Raw genomic sequence first — 16,960 nt, forward strand, 5'->3', positions numbered from 1 at the left:
ACGTACCGAAAGGTCCTCAACTCCCCATGCCCGAGCTGGTGTTCTTCTCCGGAACGATGGACTGCGGAAAGAGCACCCTGGCTCTGCAGATCGAGCACAACCGCTCGGCCAGGGGACTCCAGGGGATGATCTTCACGCGGGACGACCGCGCGGGCGAGGGCAAGCTGTCCTCGCGGCTCGGGCTCGTCACCGACGCGATCGAGGCGGCCGACGACTTCGACTTCTACGCCCACCTCGTCGACCACCTCTCCCAGGGCGGCCGCGCGGACTACGTGATCGCGGACGAGGCGCAGTTCCTCGCCCCGGGCCAGATCGACCAGCTCGCCCGCGTCGTCGACGACCTCGGCCTCGACGTCTTCGCCTTCGGCATCACCACGGACTTCCGCTCCAAGCTCTTCCCCGGCTCGCAGCGCCTGGTCGAGCTCGCCGACCGGGTCGAGGTGCTCCAGGTCGAGGCGCTCTGCTGGTGCGGCGCCCGCGCCACGCACAACGCCCGCACCATAGGCGGCGAGATGGTCGTCGAAGGCGCCCAGGTCGTCGTCGGCGACGTCAACCAGCAGCCGGGCGAGGTGGGTTACGAGGTGCTCTGCCGCCGTCACCACCGGCGCAGGACGACCGCGGCGACCGCGCGCGCCGGTGCTCTCTCGCCCGACGTGCTGCCGGTCGACGCGGTGGCCGTCCGCTCCTGACTCATTCGGCGGGGTGCGACCGTACGACGGTGAAGACCGCGCCCTCCGGGTCGGCGACCGTGGCCGTCCTGCCGTGCGTGCCGTCCCTGGCGGGCTTGACGACGTGGCCGCCGAGCTCGACGACCCGGTCCACCGCCTCGTCCACGTCGGCGACTTCGAAGTACGTCATCCAGTGCGGGCCCCGGTCGCGCGGCAGCGCCTGGCCCGCGCCGTGCACGGACGCCACGGGGCGGCCCGCCACGCGCAGCGTCAGATAGTCGAAGTCGGCCGAGACGACCGGGTCCTCGGCGAAGCCGAAGACGGTCCGGTAGAACGTGGCGACGCTCGCGGTCTCCCGCGTCAGCAGTTCGTTCCACACGGGTGTGCCCGGACTGCCCGCGACCGCCTGGCCCCGATGGCCCGCGGCCTGCCAGATGCCGAAGACGGCGCCCGCCGGGTCCGACGCGATGGCCATCCGCCCGGCCTCGCCCGCGTCGATCGGGCCCACACCGACCGTGCCGCCGCAGTGCCGTACCGCCTCGGCCGTCGCGTCCACGTCGTCGCTGGCCAGATAGGGCGTCCAGGCGATGGGCAGGTGCCGGTCGGGCGGCAGCTGGCCGATGCCCGCCACCTCGTGGCCGTCGAGCAGCGCCCGCACGTAGGGGCCGAGCTGCTCGGGTCCCGGCCGGAACTCCCAGCCGAAGAGTGCCCCGTAGAACTCCTGGGTGGCGGTCAGGCCATGTGCCATCAGGCTCACCCAGCATGGTGTGCCGGGTGCGTGCCGACCGGTCCTCGCGCCGTCACGCGAAACCTGCCCCAAGGACTCCGACGAGCCCCTTCCAGGGGAGGCTCCGTCCGCCCGTGCCTCGGTCATCGTCAACCTCTCCTCGGCCCTCATGGGGGCCGCTCCGCTTCCGAACGCGCGTACCCTCGCCGCGCGAATGCGCGCCCTCGCAGATGCTCGCACCACCTGTCGCGCCGCGCGTCCCGGCCGCGCCGCGCCGTCGGCTTCCCGCCGAGGATGCCCGAAATGTGGTTTCTCACCCGCGAACGCGTGATTGCCGAGCTGTGTCCATCTGCTGTACAGGGCGTGCTGGCTTCCGTACGCCCCGTGTTCGGGCGACGTCCGGCGGAGCAGGGTAGCCGGACCTTGGCGGCGCGGCCACCCCGTGCGCGAGGATGGGGCCCATGAATGCCATCATCTCCGCATCCGAACTCGCGAGCGACCTGACGGGCGAGCGGCCGCCCGTCGTGCTCGACGTCCGTTGGCAGCACGAGGGCTCCATGCGCTCCGCGTACCGGGAAGGGCACCTCCCGTCTGCTGTTTTCGTCGACCTGGAGGCCGATGTCACGGGTGAGGCGGGTGCGGCGGGCAGGCATCCGCTGCCGGACCTCGACCACTTCGGTGCCGTGATGCGGGCGGCGGGTGTCTCTCCGGAGAGGGATGTCGTCGTGTACGACACTGGCCAGAACTGGGCGGCCGCACGTCTGTGGTGGATGCTGCGCTGGACGGGTCACCCCTCGGTCCGCGTCCTGGACGGCGGCATCGCCCTGTGGGCCGGCGCCTTGGAGGAGGGCGAGGGCGGCACCCCGGCCGAGGGCTCCTTCGTGCCGGCCCCGAACAGCACGGACTTCCTGGACGCCGACTCCGCGGCGGCCCTGGCCCGCTCGGGTCTGCTCCTGGACGCCCGCGCGGGCGAGCGCTACCGGGGCGAGGTCGAGCCGATCGACAGCGTCGCCGGGCACATCCCGGGCGCGGTGTCGGCGCCGACCACGGAGAACGTCACCGCGGACGGCCGCTTCAAGTCGCCCGCCGAGCTGGCCGACCGCTTCAAGGCGCTGGGTGTCTCGTCCACTTCGAGCGCCTCGGGCACTTCGGAGATCGGCGTCTACTGCGGATCAGGCGTCTCCGGCGCCCACGAGGTGCTCGCTCTCGCGGTGGCGGGGATCCCGGCCGCGCTGTACGTCGGTTCGTGGTCGGAGTGGTCGGCCGACCCCGAGCGCCCCGTGGCGACGGGAGCGGACCCGCAGTAGCGTTCCGCACTCCTACGGAGAGGGGGCCCACACCGATACGGTGTGGGCCCCCTCTCCGTAGGCACTGCTTTTCGTGCCGCGCTACTCCTGCTTCTTGCGGCGCGTGCCGAAGACGATCTCGTCCCAGCTGGGCACCGCCGCGCGACGGCCGGGGCGCACCCCGTCGGCCTCCGCCTGGCGGTCGGTGGAGCCGACCAGGCGGTCCCGGTGGCTGGCCACCGAGCGGGGCATGAGCACGTCCGCGTACGCGGCACCGGCGCCTGCCGCGGCGGGCGGCTCCTCCGCGTCGGGCTCCTGTTCGGGTTCCTCCTGCGGAGGCAGCTCCGCGGCGGGCGCCGCCGACGGACGCTCCGGCACGACCATGTCGCCCCGGAAGCTCGGCACCGCCTCCAGGAGGCTGGTCAGCGAGTCACGCTCCTGCTCGGCCACCGCGGAACCCGCGCCCGCGCTCTCCTCCGACGGGTCGGCCGGAGGGGCCGGAACGCCCGGGCGGTCCAGCTGCCGGTCGAGGGCGCGGTCGAGCGGCCGCTCCAGCGGGCGGTCCAGAGGACGGTCCCTGGGCAGCCGGGCGATGCGCGGCACGAACGGGAAGCTGGGCTCGGGCGCGGCGATGTCGTCGGTCTCGCCGATCAGCGAGCGCGCCTCGTCGTCCACGGCCTGGACGAGCCGCCGGGGCGGGTCGTACGTCCAGCTCGCGGAGTGCGGCTCGGTCGCGACGCGGTAGACGAGCAGGACCTCCCAGGTCCCGTCGTCGCGGCGCCAGGAGTCCCACTGGACGGTGTCCTTGTCGGCGCCGCGAAGGAGCAGGCGCTCCTGGACGGCCTCGCCGAGCTGGGGTCCGGTGTTCTCGCCGGGACGGCGCACGGGTGTCTTCCTGGCACGCTCCGCCATGAAGGCGCGCTCGGCGAGCACGGGTCCTTCGAAGCGGCGGACGCGATCGACGGGGATTCCGGCGAAGGAGGCGACTTCCTCCGCGCTGGCACCGGCACGTATCCGCGCCTGGATGTCGCGCGGGCGGAGGTGGCTCTCCACCTCGATCTCGATCTGGCCGAGTCGGGGCCGGTCGCCGCGGACTGCCGCACGCAGCCGCTCGTCGATCGGAAGCGTGTACTCCGTGCTGTCCGCAGCCTTCAGCACCAGCCGTGTGCCGTCGTTGCTGACGGCCACGACACGCAGTTCGGGCATGGGGACCTCCCGGGTGGTGCCTGCCGACGTCACGTGCGTCGCTGCTTCCGCTAGTCGAGTGTGGCCTGCCCGGGTGCAGCCTGCCACAACCTTGCCGAGTTGCCCGGCGTGTCGGGCAGGGGCCCTGGACCGCCGTTATGGCACGGTTACCTTTTCGCAACGCTAAGTGACGACGTTCGTCACCCTGTGCAGCGAGCCCCCCACCCGGCGGTCCTGGCAAGGTCCCGGGCACCCTGGCGGGAGACCGGACCCAGGGCTCGCAACAGTACTCCATTCGGGCCACGCGGGTGGACCGCCGCGCCGCCGAACTTCTCGTGGGGGAAGGGAGTTGGCGGGCCCCTCCGTTCGGCGGGCCGTACGCACGCGTGGCGCACTTCACGGAAAAGCCGGAAACGGAACTAATCACTTCGGTCATACGTCCCCTTCTCGTGTAGTCGGTCGAGAAAGGTAGGCAAGGGTCGGAGATGCGAGAAAAGCCGGATTCCGGCAAGGAGTCGAACGACGAGCAGGCGTCGGAGGGCAAGCGGCGCCTCGATCTCAGCGTGCCGCAGGTGGCGGGAAGTGCCATCGCCGCGGTGGTGGCGGCGAAGCTCGCCTCCAACCTCGGTGTCTACGGGACGATCCTCGGCGCCGGTGTCGTGAGCGCGATCGCGACCTGTGGCGGCACCGTCTTCCAGCATTTCTTCAAGCGCACGGGCGAGCAGATACGTGACGTCACGGTGCAGGCCAAGCCGAAGGCGCGACAGGTTCCCGCGCAGGCCGCGGCGCAGGTGCCGGGGACGTTCAGAGCGGCCGCCTATACGGGGGCCGTGGGCGCCACCGGGCCCGTGACCACGACGTGGGGGAGGCCCCAGGCCGCCGACGCCGCCGATGAGACCACGGCGCTGCCGGTCACGGATGCGGCGGACCCGACGGCCGTGCTGCCCGTGACGGGCGCGGCCGACCCCACGGCCCTGCTGCCCGTCGCGGACCACGACCAGGACGCCGAGCGGACCCAGCTCCTCGGGTCCGTGGACGCCACGCAGGTGGTGCCGCGCGACGACGCCACGCGCGTGCTGCGGGTCGGGGGTCCTGTCCCGGTTCCGCTGCCCGACCCCGGCGTACCGACGCCTTCGGAGGAGTTCACCGAGGGCACCACGCACCGTACGCAGATCCGCAGCTGGAAGCGGCCGTTGATCGCCGCGGCCGTCGTCTTCGGCGTCACCATGGCGGGGATCACCACGTACGAGCTGGTCACGGACGAGAACTTCAGCGGCAGTGGCACGGGGACGACGTTCAGCAACGTCTTCAAGGGGAACAACACGCCTCCGAAGGACGAGCCGTCCACGCCGCCGTCCGATCCTTCCGGGCAGCCGTCGGACGACGGCACCTCGGGCTCCGACCACCAGCAGGGTGACGGCAACGCCACCCAGGACCCGAACGGCACCGGCGGCCAGGACCAGAACAAGGGAACTGGCGACGGCACCGACTCCGGATCGGGCTCCAAGGAGGACCCGGACAAGGGCACCGGCACGGACCCCGACAAGGACAAGGACACCGGCTCCGGAGACGACGGTTCGAAGACGGACCCGACGCCCACGCCGACCCCGACGCCCACTCCGTCGAGCGGCACGGGGACCGGCACGGGCGGAGACCCGCAGCAGGGAGAGACCCCCAAGCCGTAGGCGGGGTCACTCGCCCAGCACGCGCCGCAGGTAGTCGTTGCCGAACAGGCGGTCCGGGTCGAGGCGGTCGCGCAGGGCCGTGAACTCGCCGAAGCGGGGGTACGCCTTGGAGAAGTACTCCGCGTCGCGCGTGTGCACCTTGCCCCAGTGCGGCCGCCCCTCGTGCGCGGTGAAGATCCGCTCGGCAGCGGTGAAGTACGCCTGGTAGGGCGTGCCCTTGTACATGTGGACGGCGATGTACGCGCTCTCCCGGCCCGATGCCGTGGAGAGCGCGATGTCGTCCGCGGGCGCCGTGCGGACCTCCACGGGGAAGCTGATCCGCAGCCGCGAGCGCTCCACCATCGCCTTGAGCTCGCGCAGGGTCTCCACGAGGGCCTCGCGCGGGACGGCGTACTCCATCTCCATGAAGCGCACCCGGCGAGGGCTGGTGAAGACCTTGTAGGGGATGTCCGTGTAGGTGCGGGCGGAGAGCGCCTTGCTGGAGATCTTCGCGATGCCGGGGATGGCCGCGGGCACGGCGCGGCCGAGCGAGTTGACCACCTGGAAGAGGCCGTTGGAGAGCAGCTCGTCCTCGACGAAGGCGCTCACCCTGCCGGGCGGGGCCGCGGGGCCCGGGCTCCGGTTGTTGCGCTTGGTGTTGCAGTTGCCGGTGTGCGGGAACCAGTAGAACTCGAAGTGCTCGTTCTCGGTGAAGAGCGCGTCGAACTCGTCGGTGACCTTGTCGAAGGTCATCGGCTCCTCGCGGGCCGTCAGGTAGAAGACGGGCTCCACGGCGAAGGTGATCGCGGTGATGACGCCGAGCGCGCCGAGCCCGATGCGGGCGGCCGCGAAGACGTCGGGGTTCTCGGCCGCGGAACAGGTCAGCACCGAGCCGTCCGCGGTGACCAGCTCGAGTGCCCTGATCTGGGCGGCGATCGAGGCCGACTCGCGGCCCGTGCCGTGCGTCCCGGTGCTGACGGCTCCGGAGACGGTCTGCTCCATGATGTCGCCCATGTTGGTGAGCGATAGGCCCTCGCGGGCGAGCGCCGCGTTCAGGCGCTTGAGCGGAGTGCCGGCCTCCACGGTGACCGTGCCCGCTTCGCGGTCGATCTTCCGGATGCCGGTGAGCAGATCGGGGCGTATCAAGAGGCCGTCGGTCGCGGCGGTCGCCGTGAAGGAGTGTCCCGAACCGACGGGCTTCGCCTTGAGGCCGTCCTCCTTGGCCCTGCGCAGGGCCAAGGAGAGCTCCTCCACCGATGCGGGCGTGGTCTCCCTGACCGGCCGCGCGGTGACGTTGCCCGCCCAGTTACGCCACGCCGCTGTGCTCTTCCCGCTGCTCGTGCCCCTGCCCGTTCCCGTGCTCATGGGTCCCTCCCCGTCGCGGAACCGGCTGCTTCAGCCGGCGATACCCCAGGAATCCGACCGCGACCGCGACGGCTCCGGATATCCCCGGAACCCCGTACCCGGCGTCCGGGCCCGCGGCGTCGATGACCCAGCCGGCCGCGGAGGAGCCGAGCGCGACGCCGACCGCGAGGCCGGTGCTCACCCAGGTCATGCCCTCGGTCAGTTTCGCGCGTGGTACGTGCTGTTCGACGAGGGCCATCGTCGTGATCATCGTCGGCGCGATGGAGAGGCCCGCGACAAAGAGCGCCACGGCCAGCAACGGAAGGTTCCCGACCAGTTGAAGCGGGATCATACTCACGGCCATCGCACAGACACCCAGCAGCCACCTGGGTGCCGGGGCTCCCTTGAAGTGGACCAGGCCGAAGGCCGCTCCGGCAAGGCATGAACCGAGGGCATAGACCGCGAGCACGAGACTCGCCGCCGACTTGTGGCCCTGGTCCTCCGCGTACGCCACCGTCACCACGTCGATCGACCCGAAGATCGCGCCGGTCGCGACGAACGTGGCGACGAGCACCCGCAGTCCGCCGGAGCGCAACGCCGAGCCGCCGGTGTGGTGTTCGCGCGAGTGCGGCACCGGCTCGGTGGCCCGCTGGGACGTCAGCCAGAAGACGCCCACGGCGAGGAACACCCCGGCGAGCAGCGGTCCCGCCTCGGGGAACCAGACGGTGGACAGGCCGATCGAGATGATCGGACCGAAGATGAAGCAGACCTCGTCGATCACGGACTCGAAGGAGTACGCGGTGTGCAGCTGCGGGGTGTCGCGGTAGAGCACGGCCCAGCGGGCCCGGATCATCGAGCCCACGCTCGGCACACAGCCGACCAGGGCGGCGAAGAGGAACAGCGTCCAGTCGGGTGCCTCGAACTTCGCGCAGAGCAGCAGCCCGGCGACCGCGACCAGGGAGACCAGCGTCGCGGGCCGGAGGATCCGACGCTGGCCGTGCCGGTCCACCAGGCGGGAGATCTGCGGCCCTATGGCGGCCGCGGACAGCGCGACGGTGGCGGACAGCGCGCCCGCGAGGCCGTACCGCCCGGTCAGTTGGGACACCATCGTCACGATGCCGATGCCCATCATCGACAGTGGCATCCGGCCGAGCAGGCCGGCCGCCGAGAAACCCTTGGTGCCGGGGGCGGCGAAGATGGCGCGGTAGGGGCTTGGCACGTGGGACTCCGCTGAGGCGCCGGGGCGGCTCCAGGGGAGGGGCTCCGGTAAGGCGTAAAGATGGCCCATACAGCTTACGGCTCCGACAGGCCGGAGCGCACCGTGATTTTTCGCTGTCAGTGGCGGGTGGCAGGATCGGATACATGTCCGATGCGCTGGATCCCACTCCCTATGACGCCCTGCTGCTGCTCTCGTTCGGGGGCCCGGAGGGCCCCGACGACGTCGTCCCGTTCCTGGAGAACGTGACGCGCGGGCGCGGCATCCCCAAGGAGCGGCTCAAGGAGGTGGGGCAGCACTACTTCCTGTTCGGCGGGGTCAGCCCGATCAACGACCAGAACCGCGCCCTGCTCGACGTCCTGCGCAAGGACTTCGCGGACCACGGCCTCGACCTGCCGGTCTACTGGGGCAACCGCAACTGGGCGCCGTACCTGACCGACACCCTGCGCGAGATGGTCACTGACGGGCACCGCCGCATCCTCGTCCTCGCCACCAGCGCGTACGCCTCGTACTCGGGATGCAGGCAGTACCGCGAGAACCTCGCGGACTCGCTCGCCACGCTGCGGGCCGAGGGCCTCGAACTGCCCCGGGTCGACAAGCTGCGGCACTACTTCAACCACCCCGGTTTCGTACGCCCCATGATCGACGGCGTCCTGGCGTCCCTCGCCGACCTCCCCGACGACGTACGCGAGGGCGCGCACCTGGCCTTCACGACGCACTCGATCCCGAACTCGGCGGCGGACACGTCGGGCCGCGTCGAGGACCACGGCGACGGCGGCGCCTACGTCGAGGAGCACCTGGACGTGGCCCGGCTGATCGCCGACGCGGTGCGCGAGGAGACCGGTGTCGAGCACCCCTGGCAGCTCGTCTACCAGTCGCGCAGCGGCGCCCCGCACATCCCGTGGCTGGAGCCGGACATCTGCGACCACCTGGAGGAGCGGCACGCCGCAGGGGCGCCCGCGGTCGTGATGGTCCCGATCGGCTTCGTCTCGGACCACATGGAGGTCCTGTACGACCTCGACACCGAGGCCGAGGCCAAGGCGGCGGAGCTGGGGCTCCCGGTGCGCCGCTCGGCGACGGTCGGGGCCGACCCCCGGTTCGCCGCGGCGATCAGGGACCTGGTTCTCGAACGGGCCGCGGTGGAGAACGGCAGAACCGTCACGCCGTGCGCCCTCGGGGCGCTCGGGGCGAGCCACGACCTGTGCCCGGTGGGCTGCTGCCCGGCCCGTGCACCGAAGCCCGCGGCCGCGGGCGCCGACAGCCCGTACGCGTAAGGACGTTGACGTGACCGACCCCAAGGACCCCAAGGACCCCAAGGTCTCCAAGGCTCCCGAGACCCTCAAGGCGGAACTCCTCGACGTCGCCCTGGAGGCCGCGCTGCGCGCGGGGACCTTCCTGCGCGACGGACGCCCCGACGACCTGGGGGTGGCCGCCACCAAGTCCAGCGCCGTCGACGTCGTCACCGAGATGGACATCGCCTCCGAGAAGCTCATCACCGGCTTCCTCGCCGAGCGCAGGCCGGCCGACGGCGTGCTCGGTGAGGAGGGCGCGAGCTCCGAGGGCAGCAGCGGGGTCCAGTGGGTGATCGACCCGATCGACGGCACGGTCAACTACCTGTACGGGCGTCCCGACTGGTCGGTGTCCATCGCCGCCCGCAAGGACGGCGAGACCCTCGTCGGCGTCGTGCACGCCCCGATGCGCGGCGAGACCTACCGCGCGGTCCTCGGGGAGGGCGCCTTCGTCAACGACAGGCCCGCGCGCGTGCGTCCCGCGCCGCCGTTCGGCGAGGCCCTCGTCGGGACCGGCTTCGGCTACCTCACCGAGCGGCGGGTGCGCCAGGCCGAGGTGGCCCGGCACCTGATCCCCCAGGTGCGGGACATCAGGCGCGGCGGCTCCGCCGCGATCGACCTGTGCGACGTCGCGGTCGGCAGGCTCAACGCGTACTACGAGCGCGGACTCAACCCGTGGGACTTCGCGGCCGGTGACCTCGTCGCCCGTGAGGCGGGCGCGCTGACGGGTGGCCGCCCCGGTGAGGCCCTCTCCGGGGAGCTGGCCGTCGCGGCACCGCCCGGCCTCTTCGAGACGCTCCAGGGCCTCCTGGAGGAGCTCGGCGCCTGGCACGACTGACCGGACACGCAAAAGGCCCCGGCATCTCTTCCCGGATGCCGGGGCCTTCCGCGTGGTGCTGAAGCCTGGTGCTGAGGCGTCGGTCAGGCCTGCAGAGCGCCTACCTCGACTCCGTGCTCGGCGGCCAGGCGGTGGAGATCTTCCAGCTCCGCCTGCTCGACCTCGGCAAGGAAGTCGTCTCCCGTCTCACGGGCCTTCGTGAGGTCGGACTCCGTGGCCTTTATGCGCTGCAGGAGACCTGCGGTGAATGCGTCCATGGTTGCGCCCCCTCGGCTGGGTCGTGGGTCGATGGCACGGGGGTGTGCCTCAAAGAAGGGGCGATCACGTCTCTCGCTGCCCTGCGGAAAGCAGTTCGTGGCGTGCCACATACAAAGCGTGATCGCGGGTGTAAGGCCGTCCTCCCCTTGCTCCGTTCCGCAGAAACCTCAACAGCGGGAGAAAATCCCGCATTCCCGGGGCCCGGAGACGCCTTACAGCCGGTTTATGGCCGAAAGGGGCAGGATGGAGACCTCACCCCCCGTAAACAGAGACCTGCCCTGCCCGCAGGGCACAGAGGAAGGACAGCGCCGTGCGTGTACTCGTCGTCGAGGACGAGCAGCTGCTCGCCGATGCGGTGGCCACCGGACTGCGCCGGGAGGCCATGGCCGTCGACGTCGTGTACGACGGAGCGGCCGCCCTCGAGCGCATCGGGGTCAACGACTACGACGTCGTGGTGCTCGACCGGGACCTCCCGCTCGTGCACGGCGACGACGTCTGCCGCAAGATCGTCGAACTCGGCATGCCGACCCGCGTCCTGATGCTCACCGCGTCGGGCGACGTCAGCGATCGTGTCGAGGGCCTGGAGATCGGCGCCGACGACTACCTCCCCAAGCCCTTCGCGTTCAGCGAGCTCACGGCACGCGTGCGTGCCCTCGGGCGGCGCACCAGCGTGCCGCTGCCGCCCGTCCTGGAGCGCGCCGGGATCAAGCTCGACCCCAACCGCCGCGAGGTCTTCCGGGACGGCAAGGAGATCCAGCTCGCCCCCAAGGAGTTCGCGGTCCTCGAAGTGCTGCTGCGCAGCGAGGGCGCCGTCGTCTCCGCGGAGCAGCTCCTGGAGAAGGCATGGGACGAGAACACGGACCCGTTCACGAACGTCGTCCGGGTCACCGTCATGACCCTGCGCCGCAAGCTCGGTGAGCCCGCCGTCATCGTGACGGTGCCGGGCTCCGGCTACCGGATCTGATCCGCGGTGGCCGCGACCCCGGCGCCACCGGCAGCGCCCCCCAAGCCGACGTGGGACCCGAGGAAGGCCGACCCGCCCTTCCCGTGGCTGCGCCCCACGATCCGCATACGCCTCACCCTGCTCTACGGAGGCATGTTCCTGATCGCGGGCATCCTGCTGCTCTCGATCATCTATCTGCTCGCCGCGCAGGCGCTGAACGTGGGCAGTGATCTGCCGTTCAGGATCGAGGGCGGCTCCAAGGTGAGCAGCCAGACCTGCCACAACCTGCCCGCGGGGGCCCAGATCCCGGCGGACCAGCTCAACTCGTCGCTGAACGACTGCGTCAACGAGATGCGCCAGCACGCCCTGGACAACCTCCTCAGCCGCTCACTGCTCGCCCTCCTCGGGCTCGCCGTGATCGCCTTCGCGTTCGGGTACGCGATGGCGGGCCGCGTCCTGTCCCCGCTCGGCCGCATCACGCGCACCGCGCGCCGCGTGGCGGGCACCGACCTCTCCCGGCGCATCGAACTCGACGGCCCCGACGACGAGTTGAAGGAGCTTTCGGACACCTTCGACGAGATGCTCGACCGTCTGGAGCGGGCCTTCACCGCCCAGCAGCGGTTCGTCGGCAACGCGTCGCACGAGCTGCGCACGCCGCTCGCGATCAACCGCACGCTCCTGGAAGTGCACCTCTCCGATCCGGCGGCGCCCCCCGAGCTCCAGCAGCTCGGCAAGACGCTCCTCGCGACCAACGAGCGCAGCGAGCAGCTCGTGGAGGGCCTGCTGCTGCTCGCCCGCAGCGACAACCAGATCGTGGAGCGCAAGCCGGTCGACCTCGCCGAGGTCGCCAACCGCGCCGTCGACCAGGTGCGGGCCGAGGCGGACGCGAAGGGCGTGGAGATCCGCGGGGAGCGCGCGCTCGCGGTCGTCCAGGGCAACGGCGTCCTCCTGGAGCGGATCGCCCTGAACCTCGTCCAGAACGCCGCTCGGTACAACGTGCCGGAGGACGGCTGGGTCGAGGTGACCACGGAGGCCCAGCACGGCCAGGCGGTCCTCGTGGTGTCGAACACGGGTCCTGTGGTGCCCGCGTACGAGATCGACACCCTCTTCGAGCCCTTCAGGCGGCTGCGGACCGAGCGGACCGGCAGCGACAAGGGCGTCGGTCTCGGTCTGTCGATCGCCCGCTCGGTGGCGCGGGCCCACGGAGGCCGTATCATCGCGGAGCCGCGAGAGGGGGGCGGACTCGTGATGCGTGTCACCCTGCCCCTCTGAGATGCTGCCGGGGACGCGCCTCGATGTTCGCTTTGCGCGGAATTTTCAGGACCCGATCCCGGAGATTTCATGTGTGATCGATCACAGAGGCGAATTTTCGGCCATCTACTCTCTGTGATCGCCAAAGTCGTCGGAAAGCCGGGAAAATCCGGGTTTTCGGGGGTCTTGATCACGGGAAGTACACGGGGTGGCGCCCGTGAAGTGCGACATTCGGACCGTGTACGGTCCCGATCGCCATCCAAACCGATCACCTCTTCAGGGGTGCGGTTGGGTGTCGATTGAGTAACAGACCTTGATGTGAGGCAAAATCTCCGCCTCAGGTCGGGCACAAGTCCGGCCTCTCACGCGTTACGTGCGCTGAGACACCCGCAGACACCCAGAGGGGGAGAGCGACATGGCAACGGACTACGACACCCCACGCAAGACCGACGATGACGTCAACGAGGACAGCATCGAGGAGCTGAAGGCTCGACGGAACGACAAGTCGACCTCGGCGGTCGACGTCGACGAGTTCGAGGCCGCCGAAGGCCTCGAGTTGCCCGGCGCGGACCTTTCCAACGAGGAGCTCGCCGTGCGCGTGCTCCCGAAGCAGCAGGACGAGTTCACCTGCATGAGCTGCTTCCTGGTCCACCACCGCAGCCAGCTGGCCCGCGAGAAGAACGGCCAGCCGATCTGCCGCGACTGCGACTGAGACGGGGTCGGCCGTGACTGGCTCGACCCCGTTCAGGAAGCGCCGCTCCCGCAAGCGCGGAGCGGACCAAGCCGGCGCCCAGGGCGACGGCGCACGTGACGACGAGCGGGGCTCTTCCCCCAGCGGAGCAGCCTCGCTCGAACCGGCGGGCGCCCTAGAGACGGCGCCGGACGAGACGGCGGCCGACAAGGCGCTCAGGACCGTAGGCAAGGACGGTTTCCTGGGTGGCCGCGTTGCCGCCGTCACGGACGGGGTGAAGGAAGGCGTGCGCAAGGGCGGGCGCGGCGCCAAGGCCGGCATCGGCTATCTCGCCGACCGGCTCATCGAGAACGCCCCGCGGATCCCGGTCCGCGATCTCCAGACCCTCCGCAAGCAGTTCCCGGGCCTCGGCCCCGAGCAGCTCGCGGACAAGCTCATCGCCGGTGCGGCCAACGCCACCTCCACGGTGGGCGCGGGCGTGGGCGCCGCCGCGATGATGCCCGTACCGCCCGCGATGCCCGCCGAGCTCGCGGCCGAGATCACCGGCGTCGCCGCCATCGAACTGAAGCTGATCGCCGAACTGCACGAGGTGTACGGGCGACGGCCCGAAGGCAACCTCAAGCAGCGCAGCACGGCGTACCTGAACTCCTGGTCGGAGGAGCGCGGCATCGACGTCGCGAAGCCCGCGACCATCAACGCGGCGCTCGGCGGCCAGATGAAGCGGGAGCTGCGTCAGCAGATCATGAAGCGGACCGTCCGCAACCTGCCGAACCTCATGCCGTTCATGGTCGGCGCGGCGGTCGGGGCGGTCATGAACCGTCGGGACACGAAGCGCCTGGCGGTGCGGATCCGGGAGGATCTGCGCAAGGTCCAGGTGCCGTGGGATGCGCTTCCCGAGCTGCCGCCGTTGGAGCGGCCGGATGATCCTCTGCGGGTGGGGGAGATTCCCAAGGAGCTGGGGCGCTGAGGGGGTTTCGGGCCGCGGGTTCGTTGTGGCTCGGCGCGCAGTTCCTCGCGTCCCTGACGGGCCGCTTCGCGGCCCTTGCGCAGTTCCCCGCGCCCCTTACGGGGCGCTCTGGCGTACCGCGTCCAGGGCCGCCGACAGGGCCTCGGGGTGCCTCGTCGAGACGTACACGTACGGAGTCGGGTCATCGGGATCGGTGATCTCGATGCGCAGGGCCGTGGGGATGTAGGCGCGCAGCAGCATGAAGGCGCGCGTGTCGGCCTTGTGCGTGCGCCAGGCGCGCGCCTCCTCGGCGTTCAGGACCTCGGCCTCGCCCAGGGCCGAGACCGGGATCTTCGCCTCTCCCATGACCAGCGAGCCCGCCACCACGCGGATCCGCGGGGAGCCGTAGGAGCTGGTGACGACCGCGGCCACGACCGTGCCGCCGACCAGGCCGCCGAGCATCGGCAGCGTGCCGAACGGCAGCACGATCAGGGCCATGGCGACGCCCACCAGGACCGAGACGAGCCACCACGTGCGGGGCGCGGTCAGGCGTTCTTCGTAAGGCTGCATGGAGCCAAGCTTGGCACGGTGAGCTGTGAGCGCTGACGCGGAGGTAAGGTCTGCGCCTGTGAGTGGTACATCTTCAGCCCTGAAGCCCCCGGCCGACGCGATAGCGCCCGTCCGGCACCCCGACGCACCCGCTCCCGGTGAGCTCATCGGTGCCCACTACGAACACTGTTTCGGCTGTGGTGCGGGGCAGGCCCACGGACTGCATCTCGCGGCGCGGGCCGGTGAAGGCGTCTGCATCACCGCGGAGTTCACCGTGCGCGAGGCGCACCAGGGTGCTCCCGGGCTCGCCCACGGCGGCGTACTCGCGACCGCGCTCGACGAGACGCTCGGCTCGCTGAACTGGCTGCTGCGCGTGATCGCCGTGACCGGACGACTGGAGACCGACTTCGTACGGCCCGTGCCGCTGGGCACCGTGCTGTTCCTGGAGGCCGAGGTCAAGGCGGTCGCCGGGCGGAAGATCTACTCGGCCGCCACCGGCCGGATCGGCGGCCCCGACGGGCCCGTCGCGGTCCGTGCCGACGCCCTCTTCATCGAGGTGAAGGTCGACCACTTCATCGACAACGGCAGGCCCGAGGAGATCAAGGCCGCCATGAACGACCCGGACCAGACCCGGCGCGCCCGCGCCTTCGAGGTGAACCCGTGACGACCCGTGCCCCGTTGGACGTACTGATCAGGCGCGTCGACCCCGAAGTGCCGCTGCCGGAGTACGCGAAGCCCGGTGATGCCGGGGCCGACCTGCGGACCACCGAATCCTGTGAACTGGCCCCCGGCGAACGGGTCGTGCTGCCCACCGGGGTGTCCATCGCGCTTCCTGAGGGGTACGCGGCCTTCGTGCACCCCCGTTCGGGGCTCGCCGCACGCTGCGGTGTCGCTCTGGTGAATGCCCCGGGGACGGTGGATGCCGGGTACCGTGGGGAGATCAAGGTGATCGTGGTGAATCTCGACCCGCGCGAGGCCGTGCGGTTCGAGCGCTTCGACCGGATTGCCCAACTGGTCGTCCAGCAGGTCGAGAAGGTGCGCTTCCAGGAGGTCGCGGAGCTTCCCGCATCGGCGCGGGCCGAGGGGGGCTTCGGGTCCACCGGCGGCCATGCCGCCGTGGGCGCGGGCTTGGTGGAGAGCGCGGGTCCGGACAGCGGTCCGGACCGACAAACGGGTGGGAATCGATACGCATCGGTCGTATCCGACCGGGAAGGACAGTGACGTGTTCGGACGTCGCAAGAAGGACAGTGCCGCCGAGGACGCGGCGGGCGCGGACGAGCAGGTCGTCGACGGCGTGGACGGCGATGACTCCGCTGACGCCGGCGTCGCGCGGTCGCGCGTGAGGCTCGAACCGGAGCCCCGTCCCGACGGACCCTGGGACATCTCCGAGGTCCGTGAGCCCGGCGAGGGCCGGGTGGACCTCGGTGGGCTCTTCGTGCCCGGTGTCGAGGGCATGGAGCTGCGCGTCGAGGTCGCGGGCGACGCGATCGTCGCGGCCACGGTCGTGCTCCAGGACAGCGCCATCCAGCTGCAGGGCTTCGCCGCCCCCAAGAAGGAGGGCATCTGGGGCGAGGTCCGCGAGGAGATCGCCTCCGGCATCACCCAGCAGGGCGGTGTCATCGACGAGGTCGAGGGCGCCCTCGGCTGGGAGCTGCGGGCCCAGGTGCCGGTGCAGCTGCCGGACGGCACCGGCGGCGTGCAGGTCGTGCGCTTCATCGGCGTCGACGGTCCCCGCTGGTTCCTGCGCGGTGTGATCTCCGGCCAGGGCGCGGTGCAGCCCGGGGCCGCCGGGCTGCTCGAGCAGATCTTCCGGGACACCGTCGTCGTGCGCGGCGAGGGCCCGATGGCGCCGCGCGACCCGATCGTCCTGAAGCTTCCCGACGACGCGCAGATGGTCGCCGAGGGCGGCGTCCAGCAGGAGCAGCAGGAGGGCTCGCGCTTCTCCGGCGGCATGGGGCAGCTCCAGCGCGGCCCCGAGATCACCGAGGTGCGCTGACCCGCCGAAGCGGAATCCAGCAGGGCCGATGGGCCGCGTCCCCCACGGGGGACGCGGCCCATCGGCGTTCTCCCGTGCGGGAGCGGTCGGCTCGTCGCGGGCATTGCGG

At 71.1% G+C, this 16,960-nt stretch carries 18 protein-coding genes; 12 read left to right on the forward strand and 6 right to left on the reverse strand.

The features are described from left to right. Positions 1-26: 26 nt before the first annotated feature. Entirely contained in the window at positions 27-689 is a 663-nt protein-coding gene (locus KY5_RS30425; protein ID WP_098245214.1) for a thymidine kinase, read from the forward strand. Between the two features lies 1 nt (position 690). Here KY5_RS30425 and KY5_RS30430 read toward each other — a convergent pair whose 3' ends face one another. Beyond that, positions 691-1,416, reverse strand: coding sequence for a VOC family protein (locus tag KY5_RS30430; protein ID WP_234362920.1), 726 nt, complete (start codon positions 1,414-1,416; stop codon positions 691-693). Positions 1,417-1,856: 440 nt separating this feature from the next. Between KY5_RS30430 and KY5_RS30435 the strand changes: the two genes are divergently transcribed. Then, the gene (locus KY5_RS30435) at positions 1,857-2,702 is read left to right on the forward strand and encodes a sulfurtransferase (protein ID WP_098245215.1); all 846 of its coding nucleotides are present in this window, start codon (positions 1,857-1,859) and stop codon (positions 2,700-2,702) included. A gap of 81 nt (positions 2,703-2,783) precedes the next feature. Here the strand turns inward: KY5_RS30435 and sepH are convergent, their stop codons facing one another. Beyond that, positions 2,784-3,887 carry a septation protein SepH gene (gene sepH, locus KY5_RS30440; RefSeq protein ID WP_098245216.1) on the reverse strand — a complete coding sequence of 368 codons (1,104 nt, stop codon included), beginning with the start codon at positions 3,885-3,887 and terminating at the stop codon, positions 2,784-2,786. A gap of 464 nt (positions 3,888-4,351) precedes the next feature. Between sepH and KY5_RS30445 the strand changes: the two genes are divergently transcribed. Further along, on the forward strand, positions 4,352-5,551 hold the full coding sequence (locus KY5_RS30445; protein ID WP_234362921.1) for a hypothetical protein: 1,200 nt from the start codon (positions 4,352-4,354) through the stop codon (positions 5,549-5,551). Positions 5,552-5,557: 6 nt separating this feature from the next. On the opposite strand, the gene KY5_RS30450 is transcribed toward KY5_RS30445, so the two are convergent. Both KY5_RS30450 and KY5_RS30455 read right to left on the reverse strand, forming a co-directional pair. Next, positions 5,558-6,895 (reverse strand): D-arabinono-1,4-lactone oxidase, encoded by a 1,338-nt coding sequence (locus KY5_RS30450; protein ID WP_098245217.1) that lies wholly within the window; start codon positions 6,893-6,895, stop codon positions 5,558-5,560. Beyond that, positions 6,837-8,093, reverse strand: coding sequence for an MFS transporter (locus KY5_RS30455; RefSeq protein WP_098245218.1), 1,257 nt, complete (start codon positions 8,091-8,093; stop codon positions 6,837-6,839). Before KY5_RS30455 ends, KY5_RS30450 begins: the two co-directional genes overlap by 59 nt. A gap of 143 nt (positions 8,094-8,236) precedes the next feature. Here KY5_RS30455 and KY5_RS30460 point away from each other — a divergent pair, with 143 nt between their 5' ends. Both KY5_RS30460 and KY5_RS30465 read left to right on the forward strand, forming a co-directional pair. Continuing rightward, the gene (locus KY5_RS30460; protein WP_098245219.1) at positions 8,237-9,364 is read left to right on the forward strand and encodes a ferrochelatase; all 1,128 of its coding nucleotides are present in this window, start codon (positions 8,237-8,239) and stop codon (positions 9,362-9,364) included. A gap of 10 nt (positions 9,365-9,374) precedes the next feature. Next, positions 9,375-10,217 (forward strand): inositol monophosphatase family protein, encoded by an 843-nt coding sequence (locus KY5_RS30465; protein WP_098245220.1) that lies wholly within the window; start codon positions 9,375-9,377, stop codon positions 10,215-10,217. A gap of 83 nt (positions 10,218-10,300) precedes the next feature. On the opposite strand, the gene KY5_RS42275 is transcribed toward KY5_RS30465, so the two are convergent. Further along, positions 10,301-10,474 carry a hypothetical protein gene (locus KY5_RS42275; RefSeq protein ID WP_169801200.1) on the reverse strand — a complete coding sequence of 58 codons (174 nt, stop codon included), beginning with the start codon at positions 10,472-10,474 and terminating at the stop codon, positions 10,301-10,303. 311 nt (positions 10,475-10,785) lie between these two features. On the opposite strand from KY5_RS42275, the gene KY5_RS30470 reads away from it, so the two are divergent. From KY5_RS30470 to KY5_RS30485, 4 genes are all read left to right on the forward strand, one after another. Next, positions 10,786-11,439, forward strand: a complete 654-nt coding sequence (locus KY5_RS30470; protein WP_055544891.1) for a response regulator transcription factor — start codon at positions 10,786-10,788, stop codon at positions 11,437-11,439. Positions 11,440-11,445: 6 nt separating this feature from the next. Further along, entirely contained in the window at positions 11,446-12,690 is a 1,245-nt protein-coding gene (locus KY5_RS30475) for a sensor histidine kinase (RefSeq protein ID WP_098245221.1), read from the forward strand. 394 nt (positions 12,691-13,084) lie between these two features. Then, positions 13,085-13,381, forward strand: coding sequence for a DUF4193 domain-containing protein (locus KY5_RS30480; protein WP_055544889.1), 297 nt, complete (start codon positions 13,085-13,087; stop codon positions 13,379-13,381). A 13-nt stretch (positions 13,382-13,394) separates the two neighbouring features. Then, positions 13,395-14,327, forward strand: coding sequence for a hypothetical protein (locus KY5_RS30485; protein WP_098245222.1), 933 nt, complete (start codon positions 13,395-13,397; stop codon positions 14,325-14,327). A gap of 96 nt (positions 14,328-14,423) precedes the next feature. Here the strand turns inward: KY5_RS30485 and KY5_RS30490 are convergent, their stop codons facing one another. Next, positions 14,424-14,876, reverse strand: a complete 453-nt coding sequence (locus KY5_RS30490; protein WP_098245223.1) for a DUF3093 domain-containing protein — start codon at positions 14,874-14,876, stop codon at positions 14,424-14,426. Between the two features lie 58 nt (positions 14,877-14,934). Between KY5_RS30490 and KY5_RS30495 the strand changes: the two genes are divergently transcribed. Genes KY5_RS30495 through KY5_RS30505 form a run of 3 tightly spaced genes read left to right on the forward strand, consistent with a single transcriptional unit; the run spans position 14,935 to position 16,851 of the window. Continuing rightward, on the forward strand, positions 14,935-15,519 hold the full coding sequence (locus tag KY5_RS30495; RefSeq protein ID WP_055544886.1) for a PaaI family thioesterase: 585 nt from the start codon (positions 14,935-14,937) through the stop codon (positions 15,517-15,519). Beyond that, complete coding sequence (gene dut, locus KY5_RS30500; protein WP_098245224.1) at positions 15,516-16,076, forward strand: dUTP diphosphatase; 561 nt, start codon at positions 15,516-15,518, stop codon at positions 16,074-16,076. Before KY5_RS30495 ends, dut begins: the two co-directional genes overlap by 4 nt. 1 nt (position 16,077) lies before the next feature. Continuing rightward, positions 16,078-16,851 (forward strand): DUF3710 domain-containing protein, encoded by a 774-nt coding sequence (locus KY5_RS30505; protein WP_098245225.1) that lies wholly within the window; start codon positions 16,078-16,080, stop codon positions 16,849-16,851. The last annotated feature ends 109 nt before the right edge of the window (positions 16,852-16,960 follow it).

The organism is Streptomyces formicae, from assembly GCF_002556545.1.
Classification (GTDB): Bacteria; Actinomycetota; Actinomycetes; order Streptomycetales; family Streptomycetaceae; genus Streptomyces; species Streptomyces formicae_A.